Source organism: Actinoplanes palleronii (assembly GCF_016862315.1).
GTDB classification, from domain to species: Bacteria; Actinomycetota; Actinomycetes; order Mycobacteriales; family Micromonosporaceae; genus Actinoplanes; species Actinoplanes palleronii.
In genome coordinates, this window is record NZ_BOMS01000024.1 from 100,298 (window position 1) to 126,453 (window position 26,156).

The following is a 26,156-nucleotide window of genomic DNA, read 5'->3' on the forward strand; positions in this document are numbered from 1 at the left end:
GGAGGCCGGTGTCACCCGGTCCACCTGAACTTCGCGCTCCGTTCAAGATGGGCTCATGGTTTCGCCTCAGGGGGCTCATAGGGTGCGCCTCTATGCGAAACCGGCTCGATCGGCGCCTCACCTCGGAGGCTCTCCTCGTCCTGGCCCTGATCGCCGTGGCCGTCCTGGCCCGGTATGCCGGCCGGCACGAGCAGACCGAGGACCTCAGAATCTTCACGGCCTGGTACCAGAAGCTGATGGCCGCCGGGGGCTTCGAGGGGCTGGGCAAGGAGATCGGCAACTACAACGCGCCGTTCCTCTACCTGCTCTGGGCCTCCTCCCTGCTGCCCGGCTCGATCCTCATCAAGATCAAGCTGGTCTGGACGGCCTTCGACGTCCTGCTGGCGTTCTTCACCTACCGGCTGGTCGCGCTCCGCTGGGGCGCCCGGGCCGGGGTGACCGGCGCGCTGATCATGGTGCTGCTGCCGACCGTGGTGATCAACGCCTCGTTCTACGGCCAGATGGACGCCATGTGGGCGTCCTTCGCGCTCGGCGGCGTCTACTTCCTGGTCCGTGACAAGCCGTGGTGGGGCGTGGTGTTCTGCACCGTGGCGCTGGCCTTCAAGCCGCAGGGCATCTTCATCTTCCCGCTGCTGGCGCTGCTCGTGCTGGCCGGCTCGATGAAGGTGCTGCCGCTGGTGGCCGCCCCGATCACCTGGGTGCTGCTGGACCTGCCGGCGATCCTGCTCGGCCGCGACCCGGTCGAGCTGCTGACCATCTACGACCCGGCCCGGCAGTCGGTGCACGTGCCGGCGCTGACCTCGAACGCCCCCTCGGTCTGGACGTTCTTCCCGTTCACCGCGCGGATCGAGACCGTGCGCACACTCGCCTACCTGTTCACCGCGGCCCTGGTGCTGGGGCTGATCCACCTGCTGGTGGCCCGCCGGGTGAAGATGGACGCCACCCGGATCGTCACGGCCGCCGCGGTCTTCGCGATCCTGGTGCCGTTCCTGATGCCCGGCATGCACGAGCGGTACTTCTACCTGGCCGACGTGCTCACCCTGCTGCTGGCGATCTACCGGCCCCGGCTCTGGTACGTGCCGATGCTGGTGCAGGCGTCGTCGTTGCTGATGTACCAGCCGTTCCTGTTCGGCCGGAACGACAAGATCATCGACCCGATGATCCCGGCCGCGTTCATGCTGGCCGCCCTGATCGTGGCGGTCCACACGCTGGTGACCGACGCCTTCGCGCCGCAGCCGGCTCCCGCCACACCGGTCGAGGAGCCCGAGGAGCCCGAGACCGAGCGGGCTCTAGTGACAAGCGGCGTTGGCAATACGATTGCCGGGTGACGACTTCCGAGGACCTGGACGACCTGGACGCCCTGACCGCCCTCGCCGACGGCGTGCGGCGACAGGCGTACCGGGTGGTGGCGGACGGGACCGCGCCGGTGGGGCGGGACGAGGTGGCCGAGGCGCTCGGCATCGGCCGCACGCTGGCCGCGTTCCACCTGGACAAGCTGGTCACCGCCGGGTTGCTCGAGACGTCCTACGCGCGGAGGTCCGGCAAGACCGGGCCGGGCGCCGGACGGCCGGCCAAGCTGTACCGGGCCACCGTGACGGAACACGCGGTGAGCGTGCCGCCGCGGTCCTACCGCACCGCCGCCGAGCTGCTCGCCGAGGCGATCGAGCTGGCCGGGGCCGAGGACGAGCTGCACCGGGTCGCCGAGCGGCACGGCCGGCAGGCCACCGCGTGCGCCGACGCCCAGGAGTTGCTGGCCGGGCACGGGTATGCCCCGGCGGCGGACGGCCCGGACCGGGTCGAGCTGCGCAACTGCCCGTTCCACCGGGTCGCCGAGCAGTTCCCGCCGACGATCTGCGGCATGAACCTCGCCATGATCAACGGCCTGCTGGCCGGCGCCGGGCTGGCCGGGGAGTGGACCGCCCGGATGGAGGCGGCGCCGGGCCGCTGCTGCGTCGCACTGACCCGCGCTGCTTGATCACTCACCGGGTCGGCGTGTGAAGTTGTGGCGCGCTCCGCACCGAAAGTCCCCACACAGCGGCTCTTCACCCCTCGCGTGGGGACTTTCGGCTCGCTCCGCACCACAACTCCCCACACAACGGCTCTTCACGCGTCGCGTGGGGACTTTCGGCTCGCTCCGCACCACAACTCCCCACGCAGTGCGGGTGGGAGTCTAAAAACTAAATTAGTTGACATTAGAGGGGTGGGCTGGTGAGCTGAGGGCATGAGCGCCTTCCACCTGGCCCAGATGAACACCGCCGTGCTCCGCGCCCCGCTGGAAGATCCCTCGATTGCCGAGTTCGCCGAGGGTGTCCCGATGATGAACGAGCTGGCCGACCGGTCCCCCGGCTTCGTCTGGCGACTGGCCGGTGAATACGGCGACGGCACCATCCGGGCGCCCGAGGACCCGCGCCGGATCTACACGCTCTCGGTCTGGGAGTCACCCGAGCACCTGCGCGCCTACGCCTACCAGAGCACGCACCTCGACTACCTGCGCCGCCGCCGGGACTGGTTCGTCCCGAACGGGGATCAGGCCGCGCTGGTGATGTGGTGGATCCCGGCCGGGCGGATCCCCACCATGCGGCAGGCGCTCTCCCGGCTCGGGCGGCTGCAGGCCGACGGGCCGACTCCCGAGGCGTTCACCTTCCGGCAGACGTTCCCCGCCCCGGTGTTGATCTGAGGCTCTGACCGCGCCCACCCGCGGACGTCGCCCTTGCGGGTTTCGCGTTCTGGCCGCGCCAGCGGCCTGCGAAGCCCGCAAGGGTCCCGGCGGGAGCAGCGATCAGTTATCGGCCGGAGCGCACGACATGAAGATCTTGATTTTCAGTCGACCTTGAGGGAAGCCAGCGCCTCTTCCAGCTCGTCCGGTTTGACCAGCACGTCGCGGGCCTTGGAGCCCTCGGACGGCCCGACGATGCCGCGGGTCTCCATCAGGTCCATCAGCCGGCCCGCCTTGGCGAAGCCGACCCGCAGCTTGCGCTGCAGCATCGACGTCGAGCCGAACTGGCTGGTCACCACGAGCTCGATGGCCTGCAGCAGGACCTGCAGGTCGTCGCCGATCTCCTCGTCGATCTGCTTCTGCTTGCTCGGCGCCGGCGCCTCGGTGACGTCCTCGCGGAACTCCGGCTCGCGCTGGTCCTTGCAGAACTTGACGACCGCGGCGATCTCTTTCTCGTCGACCCAGGCGCCCTGGATCCGGACCGGCTTCGACGCGCCCATCGGCAGGAACAGACCGTCGCCGCGACCCAGCAGTTTTTCCGCACCGGGCTGGTCGAGGATGACCCGCGAGTCGGCCAGCGAGGACGTCGCGAAGGCCAGCCGGGACGGCACGTTCGCCTTGATCAGACCGGTCACCACGTCGACCGACGGGCGCTGGGTCGCGAGCACCAGGTGGATGCCGGCGGCCCGGGCCAGCTGGGTGATCCGGACGACCGAGTCCTCCACGTCGCGCGGCGCGACCATCATCAGGTCGGCCAGCTCGTCGATGATCACCAGGAGGTACGGGTACGGCTTCATCACCCGCTCGCTGCCCGGCGGCGCGACGATCTCGCCGCTGCGGACCTTGCGGTTGAAGTCGTCGAGGTGACGCACCCCGTTGGCGGCCAGGTCGTCGTAGCGCATGTCCATCTCGCGGACCACCCACTCCAGGGCGTCCGCGGCCTTCTTCGGGTTCGTGATGATCGGCGTGACGAGGTGCGGGATGCCCTCGTACGCGGTCATCTCGACCCGCTTCGGGTCGACCAGCAGCAGCCGCACCTCGTCCGGCGTGGCCCGGGTGAGCAGGCTGACCAGCAGCGTGTTCAGACAGCTCGACTTGCCCGCGCCGGTCGCGCCGGCGATCAGGATGTGCGGCATCTTGGCCAGGTTGGCGACCACGAAGCCGCCCTCGATGTCCTTGCCGAGCGCGACCACCATCGGGTGCTGGTCGCTGGTGGCGGCCCGGGACCGCAGCACGTCACCGAGCGACACGTTCTCCGGGTCGGTGTTTGGGATCTCCACGCCGACCGCGCTCTTGCCCGGGATCGGCGAGAGGATCCGCACGTCCGGTGACTTCACCGCGTACGCGATGTTCCGCGACAGCTGGGTGATCCGCTCCACCTTGACGCCGGGGCCGACCTCCACCTCGTACCGGGTGACGGTCGGGCCTCGGGTGAAGCCGGTGACCAGCGCGTCCACGTTGAACTGGTCGAACACCCCGGTGAGCGCGGCGGTGATCTCGTCGTTGGCGCGGCTGCGGGCCTTGGCCGGCAGGCCCGCGGCGAGCAGGTTCGGCGGCGGCAGGCGGTAGGCGCCGGGCACCGCGGAGATCTCCAGCTGCTCGGCCCGGGTGGGCGGCGGCGAATGCTCCGCGGGCGGGGCCGGGGTCGGCTTCTTCCGGCTGCCCGGCACCTTCGGCAGGGCCACCGTGTCGTGCAGGATCAGGTCCTCGGCGGGCTCTTCCGGCTCCATCAGATCGTCGAGCGGGGCCACCGCGGCGGCCTGTCGGCGACGGGACGGGCGGCGCGGCTTGGCCGGCACCGGATCGTCCTCGATGTCGTCGAGCACGTCGTCGTCGAGCAGCTGGCCGGTGATCGGCGCGCGCTCCGGGCGGCGGCCGCTGACCAGGTCGAGCAGCAGCAGGAACCGCTCCGGGATCTTGGCGATCGGGGTAGCGGTGATCACCAGCAGGCCGAAGACGAAGAGCAGGACCAGCAAGGGTACGGCGACCCAGGCGCTCACCGCCCGCTCCAGCACCGAGCCGACGCCGTAGCCGAGCAGGCCACCGCTCCCGGTCAGCGCGAGGTCGTCGCGGGGCTCGTCGGAGATGTAGAGCAGGCTGGAGACCGCGATGATGACCGCCGACCAGCCGACCGGGTTGCGCCCCCGGTGGTCCGGGTCGACCGGCTCGCGCATCAGCCGGAACGCGCCGTAGAAGAACAGCAGCGGCAGGAAGATCCCCAGGCCGCCGAAGAACAGGTGCACCGCGTCGGCCAGCCGCTGGCCCACCGGCCCGGCGCCGTGCGCCCAGACCGCGACCGCGGTCAGGATCGAGAAGCCGAACAGCAGCAGGCCCGCGCCGTCCCGACGGTGCTCCGGGCCGATGTTGCGGGCGTTGCGGCCGGCGCCACGGGCCACCCAGCCGAGGCTGTGCGCCACACCCATCCAGAGCGCGCTGACACCGCGGCCCACCCCGATCGCGGCGCCGCCGCCGAGCGAGGTGGTCTTCTTCGGTGTCGCGCGCTTGCGGGCGACCGGTCGTGCCGCCGCCTTCTTCACCGGGCGCGCCGGTTGCCGGGCACGCGAGGTCCCGGTGCCGCGCGACGCCGACGCGGCGCGACCCCGGTTCGCCGGAGGAGTACGGCCCGCCATGGATGACACCGTATCCCCCGGGCGCCCCATGCATCGAGAAGGCGCACCGTGACGGCTTCTCACTTTTCTCCGCATTAGGCTCGTGTCGTGCAGCCAGTAGACAACGAGATGATCAAAGCGTCGCTCGACAAGCGCGGGTTCGCGTACTTCGTCGACGCGGACGGTGACGTCGCCGGGAACTTCCAGGGCAACCTGATCTACTTCTTCCTCCTCGGCCAGAACAAGGAGATGCTGCAGATCCGCGCGATGATGCAGCACATCTTCAAGGTCGAGGACGTCACCCGGCTCTACGAGTTCTGCAACACCTGGAACCGGGACCAGCTCTGGCCGAAGGCGTACGTGCAGGTCACCGACGACGGCGCGGTGGTCGTGGTGGGCGAGGTCTCCACCGACTGGGAGCGCGGCATCACGCCGGAGCAGCTCGACCAGGCCCTGATCTGCGGGATCGCCACCGGTTGCAAGCTCGGCGAGGCGCTGGCCGAACTCAAGTACTAACCCTTTTCGGTACGAGAAAGGCCGGAGCCATCAGTGGCCCCGGCCTTTCTCGTGTCCTTACTTACTGCACGTTGAAGCCGAGCGCGTAGTCACCGCTGCCGGACGACGCGACCACCACGTACCGGAACGTGCCGGAGCGCTGGTTGACGCTGAGCGTCTTCACGTCGTCACCCTTGGCCGTGGCCACCGTCTTGAAGCCGTGGTTCGTCTTGCGCTGCAGGACCAGGTCGAAGTCCGCACCGTCCGGCGAGTCCAGGCAGGCGACGTGCTCGCCGGCCCGGGCCCGGAAGGCGCCGTTGTTCGGCTGGGCCTGCGCCGTGCCGGACTTGGTCAGCGACCCGGTCCGCTGCACCGGCAGCGCCGCGCACTCCGAGGCCTCCTCGGCCGGCGGAGCCTCCTCGGCCGGCGGAGCCTCCTCGGCCGGCGGGGCTTCCTCGGACGGGGCCACGGTGGCCGCGTCGGACGGCTCTGCGGTCGGGGCGGCGGTCGCGCCACCCTCCTCGGCACCCGTGGTGACCAGTGTCAGCTCGTCGGCCGCCAGGATCTCGTTGACCGGCTGGAAGAACGTCTCGCCGCCGACCGTGCAGTCGCCGGAACCACCCGAGGTGACACCCTGGGCCTGGTCACCGGAGAGCCACGGGCCACCGGAGTCGCCACCCTCGGCACAGACGTCGGTCCGGGTCAGGCCGGTCACCGCGCCCTCCGGGTACACGACGGTCTGGTTCTTCGCCAGGATCGTGCCGCAGAACGTGCCGGTGGTGGAACCGGAACGGCACACCGCGGCGCCGATCGGGGCCTCGGTGTTGCCGGCCACCGGCAGCTCGTTGCCCTTGAAGTCGTTCACCACCGGACGCGGGGTCCAGTCGCCGTTGACCTCGACGAAGCCCATGTCGGCGTCGCCCGGGAAGACCGAGGCCTTCACCACACCCTGCGCCTCGTTGTTGAAGCCGGTCGTGGTGGTGCCCGGCGTCCCGCAGTGGCCGGCGGTCACGAAGCCGCCCTCCACCGAGAAGCCGATCGAACAGCGGGCGGTGCCGCCGTCCAGCGAGATGAAGTACGGGTCCGCGCCACGCACGTCGAACAGCGGCTTCGGCTGCTGGTTGCTGATCTTCACGGTGATCGCGTCGGAGGAGAGACCGGCCCGGCGCGCGAATGTCTGCGCGGCCGCCTTGTCACCCGGCTGCGCCACGACGACCAGCTTGTTCGTCGGCGCGTCCACGTACCAGCCGGTCAGGTCGCCGGCCTTGGCCAGCGCGTCGTCCAGCTTGGTCTTGGCCGCGTCCAGCTGGGCCTCACTGCGCTTGACCAGCACCGGAACGGCACCGGCCTTCTTCACCACGGCGACCGCGTCAGGATCGGTCACCGCCACCTTGAGAGTCGTGCCGTCCGCGGCGAGCCAAGCGCCGGCGTAGTCGTCGCCGGTGGCCGCGGCCAGGGTCGCGGAGACCCCACCGGCCCACTTCGACCGGTTCAGCCGCGTGGTCGCCTGTGCCGCGTCGAGGCCCAGGTCACGCTTCATCGCTGCGAGCAGGTCCGGAGACACACCCCCGCTCGCCTTCGTCGTACCGCTGCTGTCGCCGGCCGGCGTCGTGTCGGCCATCGACGGCAGGGTGAAGGCGACCGCTGCTGCGGTCGCCGCCACCACTGCTGCGGCTACGGCGATCGATCTGCGCTGCATCTGGAGAACTCCCTCCGCCACAGGTGCCGTGGGGGCGGCACCGTGACTGGGAATACGCAGCCCGTCCGAAAACGGATGAGTTCTATGCCGTTTTCACAGGTACAAAAGGAATTCTTAAACTTCCACGACCGTCGGGACGATCATCGGCCGGCGACGATACGCGTCGTTGACCCAGCGCCCGACCGTCCGGCGAACCACCTGTTGTAGCTGGTGAGCGTCGGTGATGCCGTCCTCGGCGGAGCGGTGCAGCGCCGCGGTGAGCAACGGGATGACCGGGTTGAACGCGTCCGGGTCCTCGGAGAAACCTTTTGCCGAGATGCTCGGCTCGCCGACCACCTTTCCGGTCACCGAGTCGATGATCACGGTGGCCGAGATGAATCCGCCGTCGCCGAGTATCCGGCGCTCGGTCAGCAGCGACTCGCTGACGTCACCGACGGCCAGGCCGTCGACGTAGACGTACCGGCTCTTCACCCGGCCGACCACGCGGGCGTGGCCCTCGACCAGGTCGACCACGTCGCCGTCCTCGCAGAGCACCACGCGGTCGGCGGCCACCCCGGACTCGATGCCGAGCTGGGCGTGCGCGCGCAGGTGCCGCCACTCGCCGTGCACCGGCATCAGGTTGCTGGGCCGGGTCACGTTCAGCAGGTAGAGCAGCTCGCCGGCCGGCGCGTGCCCGGAGACGTGCACCTTCGCGGTCTCCTTGTGGATGACCGTGGCGCCCGCCCGGGACAGCCGGTTGATCACCCGGTAGACCGAGGTCTCGTTGCCCGGCACCAGCGAGCTGGCCAGCACGACCGTGTCACCGGAGTGGATGGTGATGTGCCGGTGGTCACCGTTGGACATCCGGCCCAGCGCGCTCATCGGCTCGCCCTGCGACCCGGTGGACATGAAGACGATCTCGTCGGGTGGCAGGTGGGTGGCCTCGTCCAGGCCGACCAGCAGGCCGTCCGGGATGCGCAGCAGACCCAGGTCACGGGCGATGCCCATGTTGCGGACCATCGAGCGGCCGATCAGGGCGACCTTGCGCTCGTATTCCCAAGCGGCGTCCATCACCTGCTGCACGCGGTGCACGTGCGAGGCGAAGCTGGCCACGATGATCCGGCCCTTCGCCTTGCCGAAGATCGAGCTGAGCACCGGGCCGATGTCGCGCTCCGGCGTGACGAAGCCCGGGACCTCGGCGTTCGTCGAGTCGGACAGCAGCAGGTCGACACCTTCGGCGCCGAGCCGCGCGAAACCGGCCAGGTCGGTGATCCGGCCGTCCAGCGGGACCTGGTCCATCTTGAAGTCGCCGGTGTGCAGCAGCAGACCGGCCGGGGTGCGCACCGCCACCGCCAGCGCGTCCGGGATCGAGTGGTTCACCGCGAAGAACTCGCACTCGAACGGCCCGAGCCGCTCGATGCCGCCCTCGCGCACGGTCAGGGTGTACGGGTCCAGCCGGCGCTCGGCGAGTTTCGCCTCGACCAGGGCCAGGGTGAACTCCGACCCGACCAGCGGGATGTCCGGTTTGTGGGCCAAAAGGTACGGCACAGCGCCGATGTGGTCCTCGTGCCCGTGGGTGAGCACAATCGCCTGAATGTCCTCGAGCCGGTCCAGAATCGGCGCGAAATCCGGCAGGATCAGGTCGACACCGGGCTGCTCGACGTCGGGGAAGAGCACCCCGCAGTCGATGACCAGCAGTTTCCCGTCGTACTCCAGAACCGTCATGTTGCGGCCGATGGCGCCCAGGCCACCGAGCGGAATGACGCGTAGAGCGCCCTCCGGCAGCGGCGGCGGCGGACCCAGCTCCACGTGAGCTTGACTCATACGCCTCTTCCTGTCAGAGCACGATGCCGGCCGCGGCGGCGTCCTGGCGCAGTTGGTTCAGTTCCTCGTCACTCGCGTCGACCAGCGGCGACCGGACCGGGCCCGCCGGCAGTCCGAGAGCGTTAAGCCCGGCTTTCACCAGCATCGTCCCGGGGGACCGGAAGATGCCGGTGAACAGCGGGAGTGCAGTGCGGTGCAGGGACAGCGCACCCGCCGTGTCGCCCCGCTCCCACGTTTCGATCATGTTCTTCGCCAGCACCCCGGTGAAGTGCGAGGACGTGCCGACCAGGCCGACGCCGCCGATCGCGAGCAGCGGCAGGGTGGCCGCGTCGTCACCGGAGTAATACGCCAGGCCGGTCCGGCTCAGCACCCACGAGCTGGCGATCAGGTCGCCCTTGGCGTCCTTGACCGCGACGATCCGCTCGTGCTCGGCGAGCCGGACCATGGTCTCGGTCGTGATCGCGGTGCCGGCCCGGTGCGGGATGTCGTACGCCATGATCGGCAGCCCGACGGCGTCGGCCACCTCGCGGAAGTGCCGCAGCACGCCGGCCTGGGGAGGCTTGTTGTAATACGGCGTCACGACCAGCAGGCCGTGCGCGCCGGCCTTCTCCGCGGTGTGCGCGAGCTCGATGGTGTGCGCGGTGTTGTTGGTGCCGACACCGGCCACGACGCGGGCCCGGTCACCGACCGCCTCGACCACGGCGCGGAGCAGCGTCTCCTTCTCCGCGTCGGTGGTGGTCGGCGACTCACCGGTGGTGCCGCTGATCACGAGCGCGTCGTTGCGCTGCTCGTCGACGAGGTGAACGGCGAGACGGGCCGCTCCCTCGATGTCCAGGGAGCCGTCCCGGGTGAACGGGGTCACCATGGCGGTCAGCAGCCGTCCGAACGGCCGCGGGTCGTGCGTCATACCTGACAACCTATCGGACGGCCCGCTCACACGTAGAAAGCGGTGAACGGCGCCCACGGCAGGTTACGCAGGATGCTCCACACGCCCCACACCGCCATGAATGTGATCATGGCGGTCGGCGAGAGCGTCAACGGCGGAATCCGCCACTTGAACACCTTCCGGCCGGCCCAGGCGACATACATGTAGATCAGGAACGGCACCGCGAAGACGAACAGCAGGTGGTGCCGGGCGGCCGCGGGCACATTGCCGTGCAGCAGATACCACGCGGCGCGGGTGCCGCCGCAGCCCGGGCAGACGAAGCCGGTGGTGTATTTCAGCAGGCAGGTCGGTGCCGCGCCGGCCTCCATCGAGACCGGATCGGTCAGCAGCGTGTAACCCACCGCGCCGCCCATGCAGGCCAGCACCGCGAGCGGGGCGAGCCACATCGGCGAGCGGGTCGCCAGCCGGTCGAAGAAGCGGGTCAGCCGGTCGGGCTCGGGGGTGTACCGATACGCCGGCCAGTCCGGGGGCACCGGCGGGCCCTGCAGCGGCTGGGAGGCCAGCCACGGGGGCAGGACGGTGCTCATGGGCGCCACGGTACACCTCACGGGCTTTTCAGCGCCTCGCTCAGCGGCCCGGCGAAGTCGCCGGCCACCGGGGCCGCGATGGCCTCCAGGCCCAGCCAGCCGGCCAGGCGGCGCAGCTCGGCGGCGAGCGCCACGGCGGTCTCGTCCTGCCCGGCGGACGGCTCCAGCCACGCGGACGGGACCTCGAGCACACCGGTCTGCCTGTTCGCCTTCAGGTCGACCCGGGCGGCGAACCGGTCGCCGAGCAGGAACGGGAGCACGTAATAGCCATAGAGCCGCTGCGGGCGGGGGACGTAGATCTCGATGCGGTAGGTCATGTCGAACAGCCGCTCGGTGCGCTCCCGCTGCCAGATCAGCGGGTCGAACGGGCTGATCAGGGTGGCCACGTCGACCCGGCGGGGCAGTTTCGCGTCGCGGTGCAGATAGGCCACCGGTTTCCAGCCCTGGACCGCGACCGGGCGCAGCACACCCTCCTCGACCAGCTCGGCCACCGCGGCCCGGCACTCCTTGACCGGCAGCCGGAAATAGTCACGCAGCTCGGGCTCGGAGGCGACGCCCAGCGCCTGCCCGGACAGATCGACGAGGGACCGGATGGCGTCGGCGAGCGGCGGGGTCGGCGCGGCCAGCACCGCTGGCGGCAGGACCCGCTCGGGCAGGTCGTAGCGCCGGGCGAAGGACGTGGTGCGCTCGGCGGCGGTCACCTGACCGGACCAGAAGAGCCACTCCAGAGCCTGTTTCACCACCGACCAGTTCCACCCCCAGTTGTCCTTGCTGCGCGGGGCGTCGTGCTCGATGTCGCTCGCCGTGATCGGCCCGCGCCGGCGCACCTCGTCGAGCACCCAGGCGACCAGCTCGGGCTGCTCGGCGACGATCCGGCGCATGCCGCCCCAGGCATACTCACTCGCCCGGGCCATCCGCCAGCGGAACAGCGGCTGCAGGTCGGCCCGGATCAGCGACGCCTCGTGCCCCCAGAACTCGAACAGCTCGCGGGGCTTGCGATAGGCGGCCCGCTCCAGCAGGCCGGCCGGATAGGGGCCGAGGCGGCTGTAGAGCGGCATGAAGTGGGCTCGCTGCAGCACGTTCACCGAGTCCATCTGGATCAGGTGCAGGCGGCGCAGCACCCGGCGCAGGTGGCGCAGGTCGGTGGCGCCACCCGGCTTGGGGTCGGTGAAACCCTGCGCGGCCAGCGTGATCCGGCGGGCCTGCGCGACGGAGAGCTTCTCGGCACTGGTCATCGATCAGCAGAGTAGGCCAGGGGTATGACACAGTCGGCGAGGTGGGGACGGTGATCCGGGCGCAGACCGAGGCCGACTTCGACGCGGTCGCCGGCGTGCACGTGCGCAGCACCCGGGCGAGCTACGCCGGGCTGCTGCCGGCCGCCCACCTGGCCTCGCTCGACCCGGCGGTCTTCGCCGGGCGCCGCCGCGCTCTGCACGGGCAGCCCGGCCGGCACACCCTGCTCACCGACCGGGACGACCGGATCACCGGCTTCGCCTCGTTCGGGCCGGACCGCGAGGACCCGGCGCTCGGTGAGCTCTACGCGATCTACGTCGACCCGCCCGCCTGGGGCACCGACACCGGGTGGCGGCTGTTCACCGCGGCCCGGCGGGTGCTGCGCGACGAGGGCTACCCGGCGATGCGGCTCTGGGTGCTGGCCGCCAACGACCGGGCCCGGCGGTTCTACCAGCGGGCCGGGATGACCACCGACGGGGTGCCCGCGACACACCGCGCGGCGGTCGGGGTAGCGCTGCCGAAACTCCGCTACCGATGTCCTCTGTAGGCTGCCGCCATGGCAAACGGTTTCGTCCGTCCCGCGCGTCCCGCCGACGCTCCGGAGATCGCCCGCATCCAGCTGACCACGTGGCGCACCGCGTACAAGCGGATGTTCCCGGCGCACATCCTGGCCCAGCTCAGCGACGACGTCCTCACCGAGGGCTGGACCCAGGCGATCACCGCGCCGCCGTCACCACGGCACCGGGTGCTGATCGCGGTCGAGCAGAGCGAGACCGCCGAGCACGTGGTCGGGTTCGCCGCCGCCGGGCCGGCCGACGAGGCGGCTCTGGCCCCCGAGGAGCCGCCGCTGCCGGACACCGTCGCGGCGGTCACCGACCTGCTGATCGAGCCGCGGTGGGGCCGGCGCGGGCACGGCAGCCGGCTGCTCGCCGCGGCCGTTGACCTGTGGCGCGAGGACGAGTTCCAGTTCGCGGTGGCCTGGGCGTACGACGCGGACGCGGTGATGCGCAAGTTCCTGGAGTCGGCCGGCTGGGCGCCGGACGGGGCCGGGCGGGCGCTGGACGTGGACGACATGCTGGTCCCCCAGCTGCGCCTGCACGTCCAGCTCATCGACAACCTGGACGGCTGATCCCGCTCGCCTCCTCCTCAGACGAGCAGGTCGTCGAGGCCGAGGGTCAGTCCCGGACGGGTGAGGACCTCGCGGACGGCGAGCAGCACACCCGGCATGAACGAGGAGCGGTCCAGCGAGTCGTGCCGGATCGTCAGGGTCTCTCCGGTCGTACCGAAAAGAACTTCTTGATGGGCGACCAACCCGGCGGCCCGGACCGCGTGCACCCGGACCCCCTCGACGTCGGCGCCGCGGGCCCCGCCCAGCTCCTCCTGGGTGGCGTCCGGCATCGGCGGGCAGTTCGCGGCCCGGCGCGCCTCGGCGATCAGCCGCGCGGTGTGCATCGCGGTGCCGCTCGGCGCGTCCAGCTTGCGCGGGTGGTGCTGCTCGATGATCTCGACCGAGTCGAAGTACCGGGCCGCGCGGGCGGCGAACTGCATCATCAGGATCGCGCCGATCCCGAAGTTCGGCGCGATCACCACGCCCACCCCGGGCTTCTCGGCGAGCCAGCCGCGGACCTGGTCGAGCCGCTCCTGCGTGAAGCCGGACGTGCCGACCACCACGTGGATGCCCTGCTCGATCGCCCAGCGCAGGTTTTCCATCACCACGCCGGGGTTGGTGAAGTCGACGAGCACACGGGCCTCGGCGGCGGCGGACAGCGGGTCACCCTGGTTGATCAGCGCGACCAGGTCGAGGTCGGGGGCGGCGTCGACCGCCTTGCACACCTCGAGGCCCATCCGGCCCCGAGCACCCAGCACACCGACACGGACGGGTTCGCGCAGCTCAGTCACACCGACGAACTTAACGTACGGCGACGGGCCGCCCACCACCGCTCGGCCAGGCCCACCACCAGGAAGACCGTCGCCACGTAGGCCCACCCGACCAGCACGTCGATCACGTAGTGCTCCCCGGTGTAGACCAGCGTGAACGTCATCGCCAGCGGGTACGCCAGCAGCACCGGCCACCACCGCTTGCGGACCAGCGGGAGGAAGAACGCGACGGCCATCATGGCCCACGCGGTGTGCAGCGAGGGCATCGCGGCGACCGGGTTGGACTGCTCCACCTGCAGCGCGTTCAGGGTGTTGCCGGCGCCGTGCAGGCCGAGCACGTCCCAGCCGTTCGTGGAGATCCGGGTGACCGGCTCGGCGAGGTAGCCGTACTCGTGCGCCCACCACGGCGGGGCGGCCGGGTAGAGGAAGTAGGTGATCAGGCCGAACACGCACAGCGTGATCCAGCGGCGCATGAACCGGGCCCACGGCACCCGGTCACGCACCCAGAGGACCACCGCGATGGTCGGCACGGTCAGGAAGTGCGAGACGTAGACCAGGGTGACGATCGCCAGCCACCACGGGGTCTGCCCCGGGTGGTACAGGTGCTCCTGCAGCCACGTGGTCGGCACCTGGCCGCCGGTGAGCCAGCCGAACATCGCCTTGTCCGCGTCGATCAGCGGGGTCACGTGCGGGGCGAAGAAGTCGTCGGCCCAGCTGCGCGACACGTTGTAGACCACCAGCAGCAGCGCGATCGGCAGCCAGTCCCGCAGGAACCGCAGGTGGGTCTTCCACGGCCGGTAGTTGCGCCAGGCGATGGTGGCCAGCCACAGCCAGCCGAACGCGATCAGCGGATCGCTGGTCGGCACCCCGATGAAGTAGACCCCGACCGCGAAGACCACCGCCCAGATCAGCATCCCGATGATCCGACGCTTGCGCAGATCGGGTGGCAGCGGGGCGGCAGGCGTATCGGGCGGGGTCTCCAGCGTCGTCACCGGGCAAGGTTAACCAGGGGGAAACGCGCCCTCGTCGAACGGCCCCACCACGGCCAGGGAGTGTTTCCGGGTGAGCAGATCCGCGGCCACCTGCCCGACATCGGCGAGTGTCACCGCGTCGACCCGGCCGAGCAGCTCGTCCACGCCCATCAGGTCGCCGTGCAGCAGCTCGGACTTGGCCAGCCGGCTCATCCGCGAGCCGGTGTCCTCGAGGCCCAGGACGTACGAGCCCTTGACCATGCCCTTGCCGCGGACCAGCTCGTCGGGGGTGATTCCGCTCTCGGCCACCCGTTCGAGTTCGGTCCGGATCAGGTCGAGCACCTCGCCGGCCTTGCCCGGAGCGCAGCCGGCGTAGACGCCGAACAGCCCGGAGTCGGCGTACTGGGCGGCGTACGAGTACACCGAGTAGGCCAGGCCCCGCTTCTCCCGGATCTCCTGGAAGAGACGGCTGGACATGCCGCCGCCGAGGACGTTGTTGAGCACGCCCATGGCGAACCGGCGCTCGTCGTACCGGCTCATGCCGGCGCCGCCGAGCACGATGTGCGCCTGCTCGGTGTCCCGGTGCACGACCACGTTCTGCGGCTTCAGGACCCGGACCCGCTTGTCCGCGGCCCGCGGCTTGGCCGGTGCGGCGTCGCCGGTGTCCAGCGGGCTGCCGGCCAGCGCCTTGCGCACCAGCCGGACCACCGTGGCGTGGTCCAGGTTCCCGGCCGCGGCGACCACCACCTCCGGCGCCTTGTACCGGCGCCGGTAGAAGGAGTCGATCTGGTTCCGGGTCATCGGGGTGACCGACTCCGGGGTGCCGGAGATCAGCCGGCCGAGCGGGTGACTGCCGTAGATCGCCTCGGCGAAGATGTCGTGCACCTCGTCGCCCGGCTCGTCCTCGTGCATGGCGATCTCTTCGAGGATCACGCCACGTTCGGTCTCCACGTCGGCCGGCTCGAGCAGCGAGTCGGCCACCGCGTCCACCAGCACGTCGACCGCCAGCGACAGGTCACTGTCGAGCACCCGCGCGTAGTAGCAGGTGTACTCCTTCGTGGTGAAGGCGTTGGTCTCGCCGCCCACCGCCTCGATCTGAGAGGAGATCTCCATGGCGGTGCGCTTGTGGGTGCCCTTGAAGAGCAGGTGTTCCAGGAAGTGCGAGGCGCCGGACATGGCCGGGGTCTCGTCCCGGGAGCCGATCCCGACCCAGATGCCGAGAGCGGCACTGCGGGTGTGCGGGATCACCTCGGTGATGATGCGCAGGCCACTGGGCAGGACGGTCCTACGAACGCCGTCCTGCAGGATGGAGGTTTTCATCCGTTTTAGGGCGGCGGCGGGGTGGTTGGATGGGGTAGCAACGCGGGCCGGCCTCTCGGCCGGCCCGCGGTTGTTCGCTGTCACTTAGTCGCGGCGCTCGCCACCGGCCGGGCGGGCCCGGCGACGGCGGGGCTCGCCACCACCCTCGCCACGGGGACCGCGGTCCTCGCGGGGCGGGCGGCCACCCTCGGCTGCGGCACCCTCGGCGGGCGCGGCGGCCGGAGCGGCGGCGGGCGCCTCGGCGCCCTCCGGCTTGACCTTGTCCAGGTAGATCTTGCCGCGAGCGTCGATCTCGGCGATCTTGACCTCGACCCGGTCGCCGACGTTGAGGAAGTCCTCAACCTTGTCGACCCGCTTGCCGTCGCCCACCTTGGAGATGTGCAGCAGGCCGTCGCGGCCCGGCAGCAGCGAGATGAAGGCGCCGAACGCGGCCGTCTTCACCACGGTGCCGAGGAACTGGTCGCCGGCCTTCGGCATCGTCGGGTTGGCGATCGCGTTGATCCGCTCGACCGCGGCCTGGGCGGCCGGGCCGTTCGTCGCGCCGACGTAGATCGTGCCGTCGTCCTCGATCGAGATGTCGGCGCCGGTCTCGTCCTGGATCGCGTTGATGGTCTGGCCCTTCGGCCCGATCACCATGCCGATCTTGTCGACCGGGATCTTCACGGTGGTGACCCGCGGTGCGTACTCGCTCATCTCGGCCGGGGCCTCGATCGCGGCGGTCATCACGGCGAGGATCGTGGCCCGAGCCTCGTGCGCCTGCTGCAGCGCGCCGGCCAGCACGTCCGACGGGATGCCGTCGAGCTTGGTGTCCAGCTGCAGGGCGGTGACGAACTCGCTGGTGCCGGCGACCTTGAAGTCCATGTCACCGAACGCGTCCTCGGCACCGAGGATGTCGGTCAGCGCGATGTACTCGGTCTTGCCGTCGACCTCGTCCGAGATCAGACCCATCGCGATACCGGCGACCGGGGCCTTCAGCGGCACACCGGCGCTGAGCAGAGCCAGCGTCGAGGCGCAGACCGAACCCATCGAGGTCGAGCCGTTCGAGCTGAGCGCCTCGGAGACCTGACGGATCGCGTAGGGGAACTCCTCGCGCGACGGCAGCACCGGGACGAGCGCGCGCTCGGCCAGCGCACCGTGGCCGATCTCACGCCGCTTCGGCGAGCCGACCCGGCCGGTCTCACCGGTCGAGTACGGCGGGAAGTTGTAGTTGTGCATGTAGCGCTTGGTCTTCTCGGGAGCGAGAGTGTCCAGCGACTGCTCCAGGCGCAGCATGTTCAGCGTGGTGACACCCAGGATCTGGGTCTCGCCGCGCTCGAACAGCGCCGAGCCGTGCACCCGCGGCAGCACGCCGACCTGGGCGGACAGCCCACGGATGTCACGCGGGCCACGGCCGTCGATCCGGATCTGGTCGCGCAGCACGCGCGCCCGGACCTCGGACTTGGTGACCGAGCGGAACGCCGCGCTGATCTCCTTCTCGCGACCCTCGAACCGGGAGTCGAGCAGCTCGTGCGCCTTGGCCTTGATCCGGTCCAGGGCTTCCTCGCGCTCGGCCTTGCCGGCGATGGTCAGCGCCTCGGCGGTCTCGCCGCGAACGGCCTCGACCACCGCGGAGTAGACGTCGTCCTGGTAGTCCAGGAAGACCGGGTACTCGGCGACCGGCTTGGCGGCCACCTCGGCCAGCTCGCTCTGCGCGCGGCACAGCTCGCGGATCGCGGGCTTGGCGGCCTCCAGGCCACTCGCCACGACCTCCTCGGTCGGCGCGACGGCGCCGGCCTGGATCAGCTTGATCGCGTGCGGGGTGGCCTCGGCCTCGACCATCATGATCGCGACGTCGCCGTCGGCCAGGACCCGGCCGGCCACCACCATGTCGAAGGTGGCCCGCTCGAGCTCCTCGAGGGTCGGGAACGCGACCCACTGGCCCTCGACGTGCGCGACGCGGGTCGAACCGACCGGGCCGCTGAACGGCAGGCCGGAGAGCTTGGTGGACATCGAGGCGGCGTTCATGGCCACGACGTCGTACGGGTGCTGCGGGTCGAGGGCGAGAACCGTCTCGACGACCTGGACCTCGTTGCGCAGGCCCTTGGTGAACGACGGGCGCAGCGGCCGGTCGATCAGGCGGCAGGTGAGGATGGCGTCCTCGCTGGGACGACCCTCACGCCGGAAGAACGAGCCGGGGATGCGGCCCGCGGCGTACATCCGCTCCTCGACGTCGACGGTCAGCGGGAAGAAGTCGAAGTGCTCCTTCGGCGTCTTGCCGGCCGTGGTCGCGGAGAGAACGGTGGTGTCGCCCAGCTGGACGATCACCGAACCGGCAGCCTGCTTGGCAAGGCGGCCGGTGGAGAAAACGATCTCGCGGGTGCCGAACGACCCGTTGTCGATGACGGCGGTGCGAGATTCGGTGCCGAGAGCGGATTGCTCTGTCAAGTGAAGTGCTCCTCTTCGTCGAGGGACCCGGCGGTCTACAGCGCGGTTCAGAAGGCCGGTCTTCGATCGAAGTACCCAGGTATGTCTGCCTGGGAACCACTACCGGAGACCGGTGCTGCCGGTGTGAGAGCCGCGCGGGTCCGTGGGGTGGTGCGCCGGGAGCGGCCGAAGCCGCTCCCGGGGGTGAAACTATCGACGCAGGCCGAGGCGCTCGATGAGCGTCCGGTAGCGGGCGATGTCCTTCTTCTGAACGTAGTTCAGCAGGCGGCGGCGCTGACCGACGAGCAGCAGCAGACCACGACGGCTGTGGTGGTCGTGCTTGTGCAGCTTCAGGTGCTCGGTCAGGTCGGCGATCCGCTTGGTCAGCATCGCGACCTGAACCTCGGGCGAACCAGTGTCGCCTTCCTTGGTCGCGTACTCACCCATGATCTTGGTTTTGGTCTCTTGGTCGAGCGCCATGATCTCCGAACTTCTGTGTTGCCGAATCAACGATCCTGCGACCCGCGGCGTCGGGCAGGCCATGCTTGGTGCAGCGTCATGCCGGTTGAAGCACAGCAGGACCGGTGTCGAATAATCCATACGACGGTTAAACCCTACCAGGGGGTTATCGGAGCAACACGCGGGTCTCTTCCACGTCAGCCCGGATCTGCGCGATAAGCGGATCGATGGAATCGTATGTGCGCTGTTCTCGAAGGTGCGCCACGAAGTCCAGGCTGACACGCTCGCCATAGAGGTCACCCTCGAAGTCGAGAGCGTAGGCCTCCACCCGCCGTTCCCGCCCGGAGAAGGTGGGATTGGTGCCGATCGACACGCTCGCCGCCCACCGGCCCGCATTCTCACCGCTGCGCGTGAGCCAGGCCGCATAAACGCCGTCGGCCGGCACCGCGGCATAGCGATGCGTCATCAGATTGGCGGTCGGGAAACCGAGTTCGCGGCCGCGCTGATCGCCGCGGACCACCACACCGGCCACCTGGTGCGGCCGGCCGAGCGCCACCGCCGCGGCCCGCACGTCCCCGGCGTCCACACAGCTGCGGATGTACGTCGAGGAGAACACCACCCCGTCCGCCGAGACCAGCGGAGCGTCCTCGACGGTGAACCCGAACGTCGTGCCCAGGCTCTCCAGCAGCGCCGCGTCACCCGCGGCCTTGTGCCCGAACCGGAAGTTGTCACCGATCACCACGTCGGCCGCGTGCAGCGACTCGACGAGCACGTCGTGCACGAACCCGTTCGGGTCGAGCTGCGAGAACGCCGGAGTGAACGGCACCACGCACAGCGCGTCCACCCCGAGCTGCTCGATCAGCTCAGCCTTGCGCACCGGCTCGGTCAGCACCGCCGGGTGCGAACCCGGGCGGACCACCTCGGCCGGGTGCGGGTCGAACGTCAGCACCACCGACTGCAGGCCCAGGTCCCGGGCCCGTTTCACCGCGTGCCCGATGATCGCCTGGTGACCGCGGTGCACGCCGTCGAAGACGCCGATGGTCACGACCGACCGGCCCCAGCCACCGGGGACCGCCTCTAACCCCCGCCACCGCTGCATCGAAAGCTCCTCCACCCAGTTGTCAGCCCTAGCGTATCGATCGCCCGGAGACGGCGTATCCCCCCTCGGGCGCGCCCGGATAGGTACGATTGGCACCGATATGAGCGACGAGTGGACCGGCTTAGTCCTGCTCGCCGCGGAGATCACCTTCGCGGTGCTCTTCCTGCGCGCGCTGCTCGGATACCTACGCCGCCGCGACCCGCTGCAGGGTGACGTCACCCTGGTCTTCGGCCCGTGCACGCTGGCCTTCGGCGCGGACGTGCTGTGGCAGACCATCGGCAGCCGGCCGGCCTGGACCGGCGCGCTCACCGCGATCCCGCTGATGGCCCAGCCCTACCTCACCATGCGCCTGGCCGGTCGGCTGCGGCACGTGTCCCGGGCGCTGATCGGCGCCACGCTGGCAGGCTACGTGGCCCTGGCGGTCCCGCTGGCGGTGCTCCCCCGGCCGCTGCCGCCCGGGCTGATCGGCGTGGCGGTGGTCTACTTCCTGGCCGCCGAGATCAGCGCGGCCGCCCTGCTGTTCGGCAAGGCACGTATGCGTACCGGCACGAACCGGGTCCGGCTGATGACCGCGGCCGGCGCCACCCTGGTGTTCGGCGTGATGGTGATGCTGATCGGCGCGGCCCCGGACGGCGACTCGCCGGCCCGGGCGGTCAGCCGGATCCTCGCCCTGGCCAGCGGCCTCGGCTACCTGCTCGCGTTCGTGCCGCCGGACTGGCTGCGCCGGCTCTCCTCGGCGAGCGCCGCCCAGTCGATCACCCGGCGGCTGCTGCACGGGCCGGCCGACTCCCCCGAGCAGGTCTGGCAGACGTACGCGGAGATCATGCGGGTGCAGACCGGCGCGGACGCGGTCGCCGTGCTGCTGCCCCACCACGCGCTGCCGGACGGCTCGCTGGAGCAGATCGGGTACGCCGGGCCGCCGCTCGACGTGCCGGACGAGCCGATCCAGGCCGACCTGGCCGCGCTGGTCCGCCCCGGCCGCCCGCTGCGGCTGCGCGAGGGTGACCCGGCGCTGGTCCGGCACTTCGGCGCCGGGCTGCGCGCCGACTTCGTCACCGTGCTGCCGATGCCGGTCCCGCCGGACGTGACCGGCTGGGTGCTGCTGCTCAACCGGTACCGCAACCTGTTCAGCGACGACGACCTGGGCCTGCTGGCCGAGCTCGGCGGCCAGGCCGGCATCCTCGCCGAACGCCAGGCCGTGACGGTCCGCGAGCGCCGGCTGGGGTCCGAGCTCAGCAACTCGGTCGAGGCGCTGACCCGGGCGAACGAGGCGAAGAGCAACTTCCTGGCGAACATGAGCCACGAGCTGCGCACCCCGCTCAACGCGATCATCGGGTTCAGCGACCTGATGCGCCTGGAGGAGCCGGAGGGCGACCGCCGCCGGGTGCCGGCCGACTGGGTCGACCACATCCACAGCAGCGGGCGGCACCTGCTCGGCCTGATCAACGACATCCTGGACCTGGCGAAGGTGGAGGCCGGCCGGATGGACCTGCGGGTCGCGCCGGTCCGGGTGGACACCGCGATCGAGGAGCTGCTCACCACGCTGGCGCCGCTGTTCGCGGAGAAGAAACTGACCGTACGGACCGAGCTGACCCCGGTCACCGCGCTGGCCGACCGGCTCCGCCTGCGACAGGTGGTGGAGAACCTGCTCTCCAACGCGATCAAGTTCACCCCGGCCGAGGGCACCGTCACGATCGCCACCGGTGCCGCGGACGACCAGGTGACGATCACCGTGACCGACACCGGCGTGGGCATCGCGGCCGACGACGCGGAGCGTGTCTTCGAGGAGTTCCAGCAGGTCGGCGACCCCGATCGGCGGCAGGCCGGCACCGGGCTGGGCCTGGCGCTGACCCGCCGGATGGTGCAGGCCCAGCGCGGCGAGATCACCTTGCGGTCCGCTCCGGGCCAGGGCAGTTGTTTCACCGTACGACTACCTGACGCACCGGTGGCCCAGCCGACCGCCGCGGGCGCCACGAACTCGCCGTACGTGCTGCTGATCGAGGACGACCCGCACTCCGCCGAGCTGATGCAGACCCAGCTGAACAACGCCGGGTACCGCGTCGAGGTGGCCGGCACCGGGGAGAGCGGGCTGGCGGTGGCCCGGGCACACCGGCCGGACGCCATCGTGCTCGACGTGGAGCTGCCCGGCATCTCCGGCTGGGAGGTGATCCGGCGGCTGAAGACGGACGCCGGGCTGGCCGCCGTGCCGGTCTTCTTCGCCAGCATCCTGGACGAGGCCGCGGCCGGGCTGGCCCTCGGCGCGCACGACTACTTCGTCAAGCCGGTCGACCAGCCGGCCCTGCTCACCGCGCTGGCCAACGCGATCGCCACCCGGCCCGCGCCGCGGGTGCTGGTGATCGACCACGACGACGCGGTCCGCCAGGCGATCGAGGACGGCCTGCGGGCCGGCGGCGCCGACGTGGTGGCCTGCGCCGACGGCCGGGACGGGCTGGCCCGCAGCCGCGCGGAGAGCTTCGACCTGATCGTCTGCGACATGCAGTCCCCGTCGGTGGACGGCTTCAGCCTGCTCGCCGCGATCGAGCAGGACCCGTCCGGGCGGCACACCCCGGTGCTCGGCCTCAGCGCGGCGGCCCTGTCCGATCGCGAGCCCGGTGACACCGCACCGCTGATCGCGACCGCGATGGCCGGTGGTGTGGTCGCCGAGGCGATGGCCGGCGGCGCGGGCTGGGACAGCCTGGCGCCGCTGCTCGGCCGGCACCCGGCGGCGTACCACCCGGGCCTCCCGCACCACCCGGCGCATCCGGCGGCCCGGCGCACCACCAGCGGCGCGCACCCGGCGGCCGGCAGCATCCCGCTCGCCCTCCCGTTGCGCGGCGCGGTGCCGGGCCTGCCCGGCCGCTTCTCCGGCACCGCACACCCGCCCGAGTCCGCCCTCCTCACCCCGGCGACGTCCGGGACCGCAGTTCCGAAGGAGAACCCGTGACCGACCGGCGCCGCATCCTCCTCGTCGAGGACGAGGAACTGAACCGCATGCTGGTCAAGGCGGTGCTGTCCCGTGCCGGAGTGGACGCGGTCCGCAACGCCGAGCTGGTCGACGCCACCACCCTGCGGGAGGCCCGCGACCGGCTGGACGACACCGAGGTGGACCTGATCCTGCTCGACCTGAACCTGCCCGACGGCAACGGCCTGACCCTGGCCCGCGAACTCAAGGCCGGCGACCCGCCCCCGGACCGCCCGAAACCGGTGGTGGTCGCGGTGACCGCCAGCGTCCTGCCGCAGGACCAGAAGGCCGCCCTGGACGCCGGCTGCGACGACTTCCTCGACAAGCCCTACGCCGCCGCCGACCTGGTCGCCACGGTCGCCCGCCACCTGCGCCCTTAACCCCTATCGGGTACGAATAGGGAGCGGCCGTCCGTAGGCTACGGGCCGAGCCCCGCCCGTGAGGCCGCGCCAGACCGCGCCACACCGGACCACGGCGCGCCTCCAGGTTTCGGCTGGCTCTCAGGGGTGCCTCCGCTGCGCGGAGACACCCCTGAGGCACAGCTCGTGACGTCAGGCCGCCTGGCGGACCTGGGCGGCGGCTTCCTTGCGGGCGACCTTCTCGGCGTACATCGCGGCGTCGGCCGTGGCCAGCAGGGTGTTCGCGTCCGGGTGGTCGAGCGGGCCCCACGCGGCCAGGCCGACGCTGACGCCGAACGGGAGACTCTCACCGTTCCAGACGACGGGTTCGTCAGCCAGCGCGCGCAGCCGGTCGGCTAGGTCGCGGGCTGCGGCCTCGTCGTCGAGACCGAGGGCCAGGACCACGAACTCGTCGCCGCCGAGCCGGGCCGCGGTGTCGGCCGGGCGGATCGTGCTGGTCAGCCGCCGGGCGAACTCGACGAGGATCAGGTCGCCGGCCGCGTGGCCGTACCGGTCGTTGATCTGCTTGAAGCCGTTGAGGTCGAGGTAGAGGACGACCGGGCCGAAGCCGGCGGCGCCGTAGAGGTCGAGTTCCAGCCGGGCGTGCAGGGCCGCGCGGTTGGCCAGGCCGGTGAGCTGGTCGTGTTCGGCCTGATGCGCCAACGCCGCCTTGATCCGTTCCTGTTCCCGGACCACCAGCACGAAGCGGACCAGGATGACCGTGGTCAGCAGCGCGATCGAGACGAGCAGCGAGACCCGGCTGACCAGGGTGCCGAACGAGTGCCACCCGGCGACCGTGGGCAGCACCACCAGCGCGATACCGAGGAACACCACCCGGGCCGGATGCAGCCGCTGCTGACCGGCGGTGCGGTCCGGTTCGGCGACCCGGGCCGCGTCCCGGTGCGTGATGGCCGCCGCGAGCAGGCTGTTCGCCAGCAGCAGGAGCCCGTCGAAGCGGTCCGCCTGCCCCGATCGGGACAGCTCCGGGAAGACCGTCGGCAGCAGCGAGATGCTGATGTCGCCGATCAGGGTCAGGGTCAGCGCGGCGACCAGGTAGCGCGCCGGTCCCCGGGTGGAGCCCGGCGCGAAGACCAGGATCGCGGTGGCCGCGAAGAACGTCACGTCCCCGAACGGGTAGAGCGCCCCGATCAGCACGGCCGGCGACAACGTCTGGTCCTCGGCGGCCGGCAGGATCAGGAACTGCCAGAACAGCCAGGCCACCACGGTCGTCATGGCCGCGGCGTCGAGCAACCCGTCGCGCTGCTGGCCGGGCGCCCGCAGCCGGACCAGCTTGACCATGCCGGTCACCAGCAGCGGATAACCGGAGAGCCACAGCAGGTCGGACGGCGACACGTCGCCGAGCGGGCCGGCCACCCGGCTCAGCACGTCGTAGAGCACGTCGCCGGTGAGCCAGACGGTCAACGCGGCCACGATCAGCCGGTACGCGCCCACGCTCGGACCCTCGATCGCCCGCAGTCCCAGCCACGCGCAGACCACCACGACGGTGAACCCGATCAGGTACGCGACGTGCGCGGCGGACGTACCGGGGGCGACCACCGACACCGAGCCCGCCACCGCGGCCAGTACCGGCACCGCGGCGGCCGGGACACGTCTCATGCGACCCTTATCGGCCCGGCAGCGCGCGGAGTGAGCGAAACCTCAGGCCGGGAGCAGGACGATCTCGGCGCGGGCCCGGCCGTCCCGCTCGCTGACGATCGCCAGGACCTCGCCCTCCGGGGAGAAGACCGCGTACGGCCCGTCGATGCCCACCGTCTCCAGCGGCCCGCCGTGGCGCAGCACCCGGGTCTCCTCCTCGGTGGCCACCCGCTCCGGGAACGCGCGCCGGGCGGCGTCCGAGATCGGCAGCCCGATCACGTCGGGCGCCCGTTCCTCGAGCTGTTCCAGGGTGAGCGCGGTGTCCAGGGTCAGCCCGCCCACCGCCGTACGCCGCAGAGCCGTGAGATGACCGCCCACCTGGAGCGAAGTCCCCAGATCGCGGGCGATGGCCCGGATGTAGGTGCCGGACGAACAGGTCACGTCCACGTCGATGTCGATCACGTCCTCGCCGTCCGGGCGGCGGATGTCCAGCACCTCGAGCCGGTGCACGGTGATCCGCCGGGCCGGGATCTCCACGGTCTCGCCGTCGCGCACCCGCTTGTACGCCCGCTGCCCGTTGATCTTGATGGCGCTGACCGCGCTCGGCACCTGGTCGATCTCACCGACCTGGACGGCCAGCCCGGCCCGGATCGCCTCGTCGGTCACCCCGGCCGTGGACGCGGTCGTGGTGACGTCACCCTCGGCGTCGTCGGTGACCGTCGACTGGCCCAGCCGGATCGTCCCGGCGTAGCTCTTCTCCGACCCGATCACATAGGTCAGCAGCCGGGTGGCCCGGTTCACCCCGATGATCAGCACTCCGGTCGCCATCGGGTCCAGCGTCCCGCCGTGCCCCACCCGGCGGGTCTTGGCCAGCCGCCGGATCCGCGAGACCACGTCGTGCGACGTCATCCCGGCCGGCTTGTCCACCACGATCAGTCCATCCACGTTCACCCGCCCACCCTATGGCCCACCCCGCCACCACCCACCGCTGCCTCGCGACCCGCGGTTCCCCGGCTGGTGCTCAGGGGTGCCTCACGGGCCG

Annotated in this window: 22 protein-coding genes; 8 read left to right on the forward strand and 14 right to left on the reverse strand. The window is 70.9% G+C overall.

Features of this window, described 5'->3' with window-relative positions; all coding sequences use genetic code 11:
- Positions 1-92: 92 nt before the first annotated feature.
- The 3 genes from Apa02nite_RS09295 to Apa02nite_RS09305 all read left to right on the forward strand — a co-directional run bounded on the left by Apa02nite_RS09295 (position 93) and on the right by Apa02nite_RS09305 (position 2,677).
- Complete coding sequence (locus Apa02nite_RS09295; RefSeq protein ID WP_203824681.1) at positions 93-1,328, forward strand: putative hexosyltransferase; 1,236 nt, start codon at positions 93-95, stop codon at positions 1,326-1,328.
- A complete protein-coding gene (locus Apa02nite_RS09300; protein ID WP_203824682.1) occupies positions 1,325-1,975 on the forward strand; it encodes a helix-turn-helix transcriptional regulator in 651 nt (216 codons plus the stop codon). Before Apa02nite_RS09295 ends, Apa02nite_RS09300 begins: the two co-directional genes overlap by 4 nt.
- A 246-nt stretch (positions 1,976-2,221) precedes the next feature.
- The gene (locus tag Apa02nite_RS09305; RefSeq protein WP_203824683.1) at positions 2,222-2,677 is read left to right on the forward strand and encodes a DUF3291 domain-containing protein; all 456 of its coding nucleotides are present in this window, start codon (positions 2,222-2,224) and stop codon (positions 2,675-2,677) included.
- A 143-nt stretch (positions 2,678-2,820) separates the two neighbouring features.
- On the opposite strand, the gene Apa02nite_RS09310 is transcribed toward Apa02nite_RS09305, so the two are convergent.
- The gene (locus Apa02nite_RS09310; RefSeq protein WP_203824684.1) at positions 2,821-5,346 is read right to left on the reverse strand and encodes an FtsK/SpoIIIE family DNA translocase; all 2,526 of its coding nucleotides are present in this window, start codon (positions 5,344-5,346) and stop codon (positions 2,821-2,823) included.
- Between the two features lie 87 nt (positions 5,347-5,433).
- Here Apa02nite_RS09310 and Apa02nite_RS09315 point away from each other — a divergent pair, with 87 nt between their 5' ends.
- Entirely contained in the window at positions 5,434-5,841 is a 408-nt protein-coding gene (locus Apa02nite_RS09315; RefSeq protein WP_239164211.1) for a YbjN domain-containing protein, read from the forward strand.
- Positions 5,842-5,902: 61 nt separating this feature from the next.
- Here the strand turns inward: Apa02nite_RS09315 and Apa02nite_RS09320 are convergent, their stop codons facing one another.
- From Apa02nite_RS09320 to Apa02nite_RS09340, 5 genes are all read right to left on the reverse strand, one after another.
- Positions 5,903-7,519: a S1 family peptidase gene (locus Apa02nite_RS09320; RefSeq protein ID WP_203824685.1), complete on the reverse strand. Its 1,617-nt coding sequence runs from the start codon at positions 7,517-7,519 to the stop codon at positions 5,903-5,905.
- Positions 7,520-7,633: 114 nt separating this feature from the next.
- Positions 7,634-9,322, reverse strand: a complete 1,689-nt coding sequence (locus tag Apa02nite_RS09325; protein ID WP_067689265.1) for a ribonuclease J — start codon at positions 9,320-9,322, stop codon at positions 7,634-7,636.
- Positions 9,323-9,335: 13 nt separating this feature from the next.
- On the reverse strand, positions 9,336-10,229 hold the full coding sequence (gene dapA, locus Apa02nite_RS09330; RefSeq protein WP_067689262.1) for a 4-hydroxy-tetrahydrodipicolinate synthase: 894 nt from the start codon (positions 10,227-10,229) through the stop codon (positions 9,336-9,338).
- 26 nt (positions 10,230-10,255) lie between these two features.
- Positions 10,256-10,795, reverse strand: coding sequence for a DUF2752 domain-containing protein (locus Apa02nite_RS09335; RefSeq protein WP_067689259.1), 540 nt, complete (start codon positions 10,793-10,795; stop codon positions 10,256-10,258).
- Between the two features lie 17 nt (positions 10,796-10,812).
- Positions 10,813-12,030, reverse strand: coding sequence for a winged helix-turn-helix domain-containing protein (locus Apa02nite_RS09340; RefSeq protein ID WP_203824686.1), 1,218 nt, complete (start codon positions 12,028-12,030; stop codon positions 10,813-10,815).
- Between the two features lie 41 nt (positions 12,031-12,071).
- On the opposite strand from Apa02nite_RS09340, the gene Apa02nite_RS09345 reads away from it, so the two are divergent.
- Together Apa02nite_RS09345 and Apa02nite_RS09350 are read left to right on the forward strand one after the other, a co-directional pair.
- Positions 12,072-12,575 (forward strand): GNAT family N-acetyltransferase, encoded by a 504-nt coding sequence (locus Apa02nite_RS09345; RefSeq protein ID WP_203824687.1) that lies wholly within the window; start codon positions 12,072-12,074, stop codon positions 12,573-12,575.
- A gap of 9 nt (positions 12,576-12,584) precedes the next feature.
- Positions 12,585-13,157 carry a GNAT family N-acetyltransferase gene (locus Apa02nite_RS09350; RefSeq protein WP_067689251.1) on the forward strand — a complete coding sequence of 191 codons (573 nt, stop codon included), beginning with the start codon at positions 12,585-12,587 and terminating at the stop codon, positions 13,155-13,157.
- 17 nt (positions 13,158-13,174) lie between these two features.
- Here the strand turns inward: Apa02nite_RS09350 and dapB are convergent, their stop codons facing one another.
- The 6 genes from dapB to Apa02nite_RS09380 all read right to left on the reverse strand — a co-directional run bounded on the left by dapB (position 13,175) and on the right by Apa02nite_RS09380 (position 20,158).
- Positions 13,175-13,927 (reverse strand): 4-hydroxy-tetrahydrodipicolinate reductase, encoded by a 753-nt coding sequence (dapB, locus tag Apa02nite_RS09355; RefSeq protein ID WP_203824688.1) that lies wholly within the window; start codon positions 13,925-13,927, stop codon positions 13,175-13,177.
- On the reverse strand, positions 13,924-14,820 hold the full coding sequence (locus tag Apa02nite_RS09360; protein WP_067689767.1) for a phosphatase PAP2 family protein: 897 nt from the start codon (positions 14,818-14,820) through the stop codon (positions 13,924-13,926). The genes dapB and Apa02nite_RS09360 overlap by 4 nt, the downstream gene beginning before the upstream one ends.
- Before the next feature lie 87 nt (positions 14,821-14,907).
- On the reverse strand, positions 14,908-16,197 hold the full coding sequence (locus tag Apa02nite_RS09365) for a M16 family metallopeptidase (protein WP_203824689.1): 1,290 nt from the start codon (positions 16,195-16,197) through the stop codon (positions 14,908-14,910).
- An 84-nt stretch (positions 16,198-16,281) separates the two neighbouring features.
- Positions 16,282-18,621 (reverse strand): polyribonucleotide nucleotidyltransferase, encoded by a 2,340-nt coding sequence (locus tag Apa02nite_RS09370; protein WP_067689245.1) that lies wholly within the window; start codon positions 18,619-18,621, stop codon positions 16,282-16,284.
- Positions 18,622-18,810: 189 nt separating this feature from the next.
- The gene (rpsO, locus tag Apa02nite_RS09375) at positions 18,811-19,080 is read right to left on the reverse strand and encodes a 30S ribosomal protein S15 (protein ID WP_067689242.1); all 270 of its coding nucleotides are present in this window, start codon (positions 19,078-19,080) and stop codon (positions 18,811-18,813) included.
- A gap of 145 nt (positions 19,081-19,225) precedes the next feature.
- Positions 19,226-20,158: a bifunctional riboflavin kinase/FAD synthetase gene (locus tag Apa02nite_RS09380; RefSeq protein ID WP_203824690.1), complete on the reverse strand. Its 933-nt coding sequence runs from the start codon at positions 20,156-20,158 to the stop codon at positions 19,226-19,228.
- Positions 20,159-20,258: 100 nt separating this feature from the next.
- Here Apa02nite_RS09380 and Apa02nite_RS09385 point away from each other — a divergent pair, with 100 nt between their 5' ends.
- The gene (locus Apa02nite_RS09385) at positions 20,259-23,102 is read left to right on the forward strand and encodes a response regulator (protein WP_203824691.1); all 2,844 of its coding nucleotides are present in this window, start codon (positions 20,259-20,261) and stop codon (positions 23,100-23,102) included.
- The gene (locus Apa02nite_RS09390; RefSeq protein ID WP_232344073.1) at positions 23,099-23,500 is read left to right on the forward strand and encodes a response regulator; all 402 of its coding nucleotides are present in this window, start codon (positions 23,099-23,101) and stop codon (positions 23,498-23,500) included. Before Apa02nite_RS09385 ends, Apa02nite_RS09390 begins: the two co-directional genes overlap by 4 nt.
- A 171-nt stretch (positions 23,501-23,671) precedes the next feature.
- Here Apa02nite_RS09390 and Apa02nite_RS51875 read toward each other — a convergent pair whose 3' ends face one another.
- Positions 23,672-25,135 (reverse strand): GGDEF domain-containing protein, encoded by a 1,464-nt coding sequence (locus tag Apa02nite_RS51875; RefSeq protein ID WP_275412451.1) that lies wholly within the window; start codon positions 25,133-25,135, stop codon positions 23,672-23,674.
- Positions 25,136-25,177: 42 nt separating this feature from the next.
- The gene (truB, locus tag Apa02nite_RS09400; protein ID WP_203824692.1) at positions 25,178-26,065 is read right to left on the reverse strand and encodes a tRNA pseudouridine(55) synthase TruB; all 888 of its coding nucleotides are present in this window, start codon (positions 26,063-26,065) and stop codon (positions 25,178-25,180) included.
- Between the last annotated feature and the right edge of the window lie 91 nt (positions 26,066-26,156).

What these genes read in the sequence shown, in the direction of transcription:
- dapA (WP_067689262.1), bottom strand. Translation starts at nt 10,229, where the DNA reads ATGACGCACGACCCGCGGCCGTTCGGACGGCTGCTGACCGCCATGGTG.
- Apa02nite_RS09385 (WP_203824691.1), top strand. Translation starts at nt 20,259, where the DNA reads ATGAGCGACGAGTGGACCGGCTTAGTCCTGCTCGCCGCGGAGATCACC.
- Apa02nite_RS51875 (WP_275412451.1), bottom strand. Translation starts at nt 25,135, where the DNA reads ATGAGACGTGTCCCGGCCGCCGCGGTGCCGGTACTGGCCGCGGTGGCG.
- Apa02nite_RS09360 (WP_067689767.1), bottom strand. Translation starts at nt 14,820, where the DNA reads ATGCTGATCTGGGCGGTGGTCTTCGCGGTCGGGGTCTACTTCATCGGG.
- Apa02nite_RS09365 (WP_203824689.1), bottom strand. Translation starts at nt 16,197, where the DNA reads ATGAAAACCTCCATCCTGCAGGACGGCGTTCGTAGGACCGTCCTGCCC.
- rpsO (WP_067689242.1), bottom strand. Translation starts at nt 19,080, where the DNA reads ATGGCGCTCGACCAAGAGACCAAAACCAAGATCATGGGTGAGTACGCG.
- Apa02nite_RS09305 (WP_203824683.1), top strand. Translation starts at nt 2,222, where the DNA reads ATGAGCGCCTTCCACCTGGCCCAGATGAACACCGCCGTGCTCCGCGCC.
- Apa02nite_RS09335 (WP_067689259.1), bottom strand. Translation starts at nt 10,795, where the DNA reads ATGAGCACCGTCCTGCCCCCGTGGCTGGCCTCCCAGCCGCTGCAGGGC.
- Apa02nite_RS09295 (WP_203824681.1), top strand. Translation starts at nt 93, where the DNA reads ATGCGAAACCGGCTCGATCGGCGCCTCACCTCGGAGGCTCTCCTCGTC.
- Apa02nite_RS09320 (WP_203824685.1), bottom strand. Translation starts at nt 7,519, where the DNA reads ATGCAGCGCAGATCGATCGCCGTAGCCGCAGCAGTGGTGGCGGCGACC.
- Apa02nite_RS09310 (WP_203824684.1), bottom strand. Translation starts at nt 5,346, where the DNA reads ATGGCGGGCCGTACTCCTCCGGCGAACCGGGGTCGCGCCGCGTCGGCG.
- Apa02nite_RS09380 (WP_203824690.1), bottom strand. Translation starts at nt 20,158, where the DNA reads ATGCAGCGGTGGCGGGGGTTAGAGGCGGTCCCCGGTGGCTGGGGCCGG.
- Apa02nite_RS09340 (WP_203824686.1), bottom strand. Translation starts at nt 12,030, where the DNA reads ATGACCAGTGCCGAGAAGCTCTCCGTCGCGCAGGCCCGCCGGATCACG.
- Apa02nite_RS09350 (WP_067689251.1), top strand. Translation starts at nt 12,585, where the DNA reads ATGGCAAACGGTTTCGTCCGTCCCGCGCGTCCCGCCGACGCTCCGGAG.
- Apa02nite_RS09325 (WP_067689265.1), bottom strand. Translation starts at nt 9,322, where the DNA reads ATGAGTCAAGCTCACGTGGAGCTGGGTCCGCCGCCGCCGCTGCCGGAG.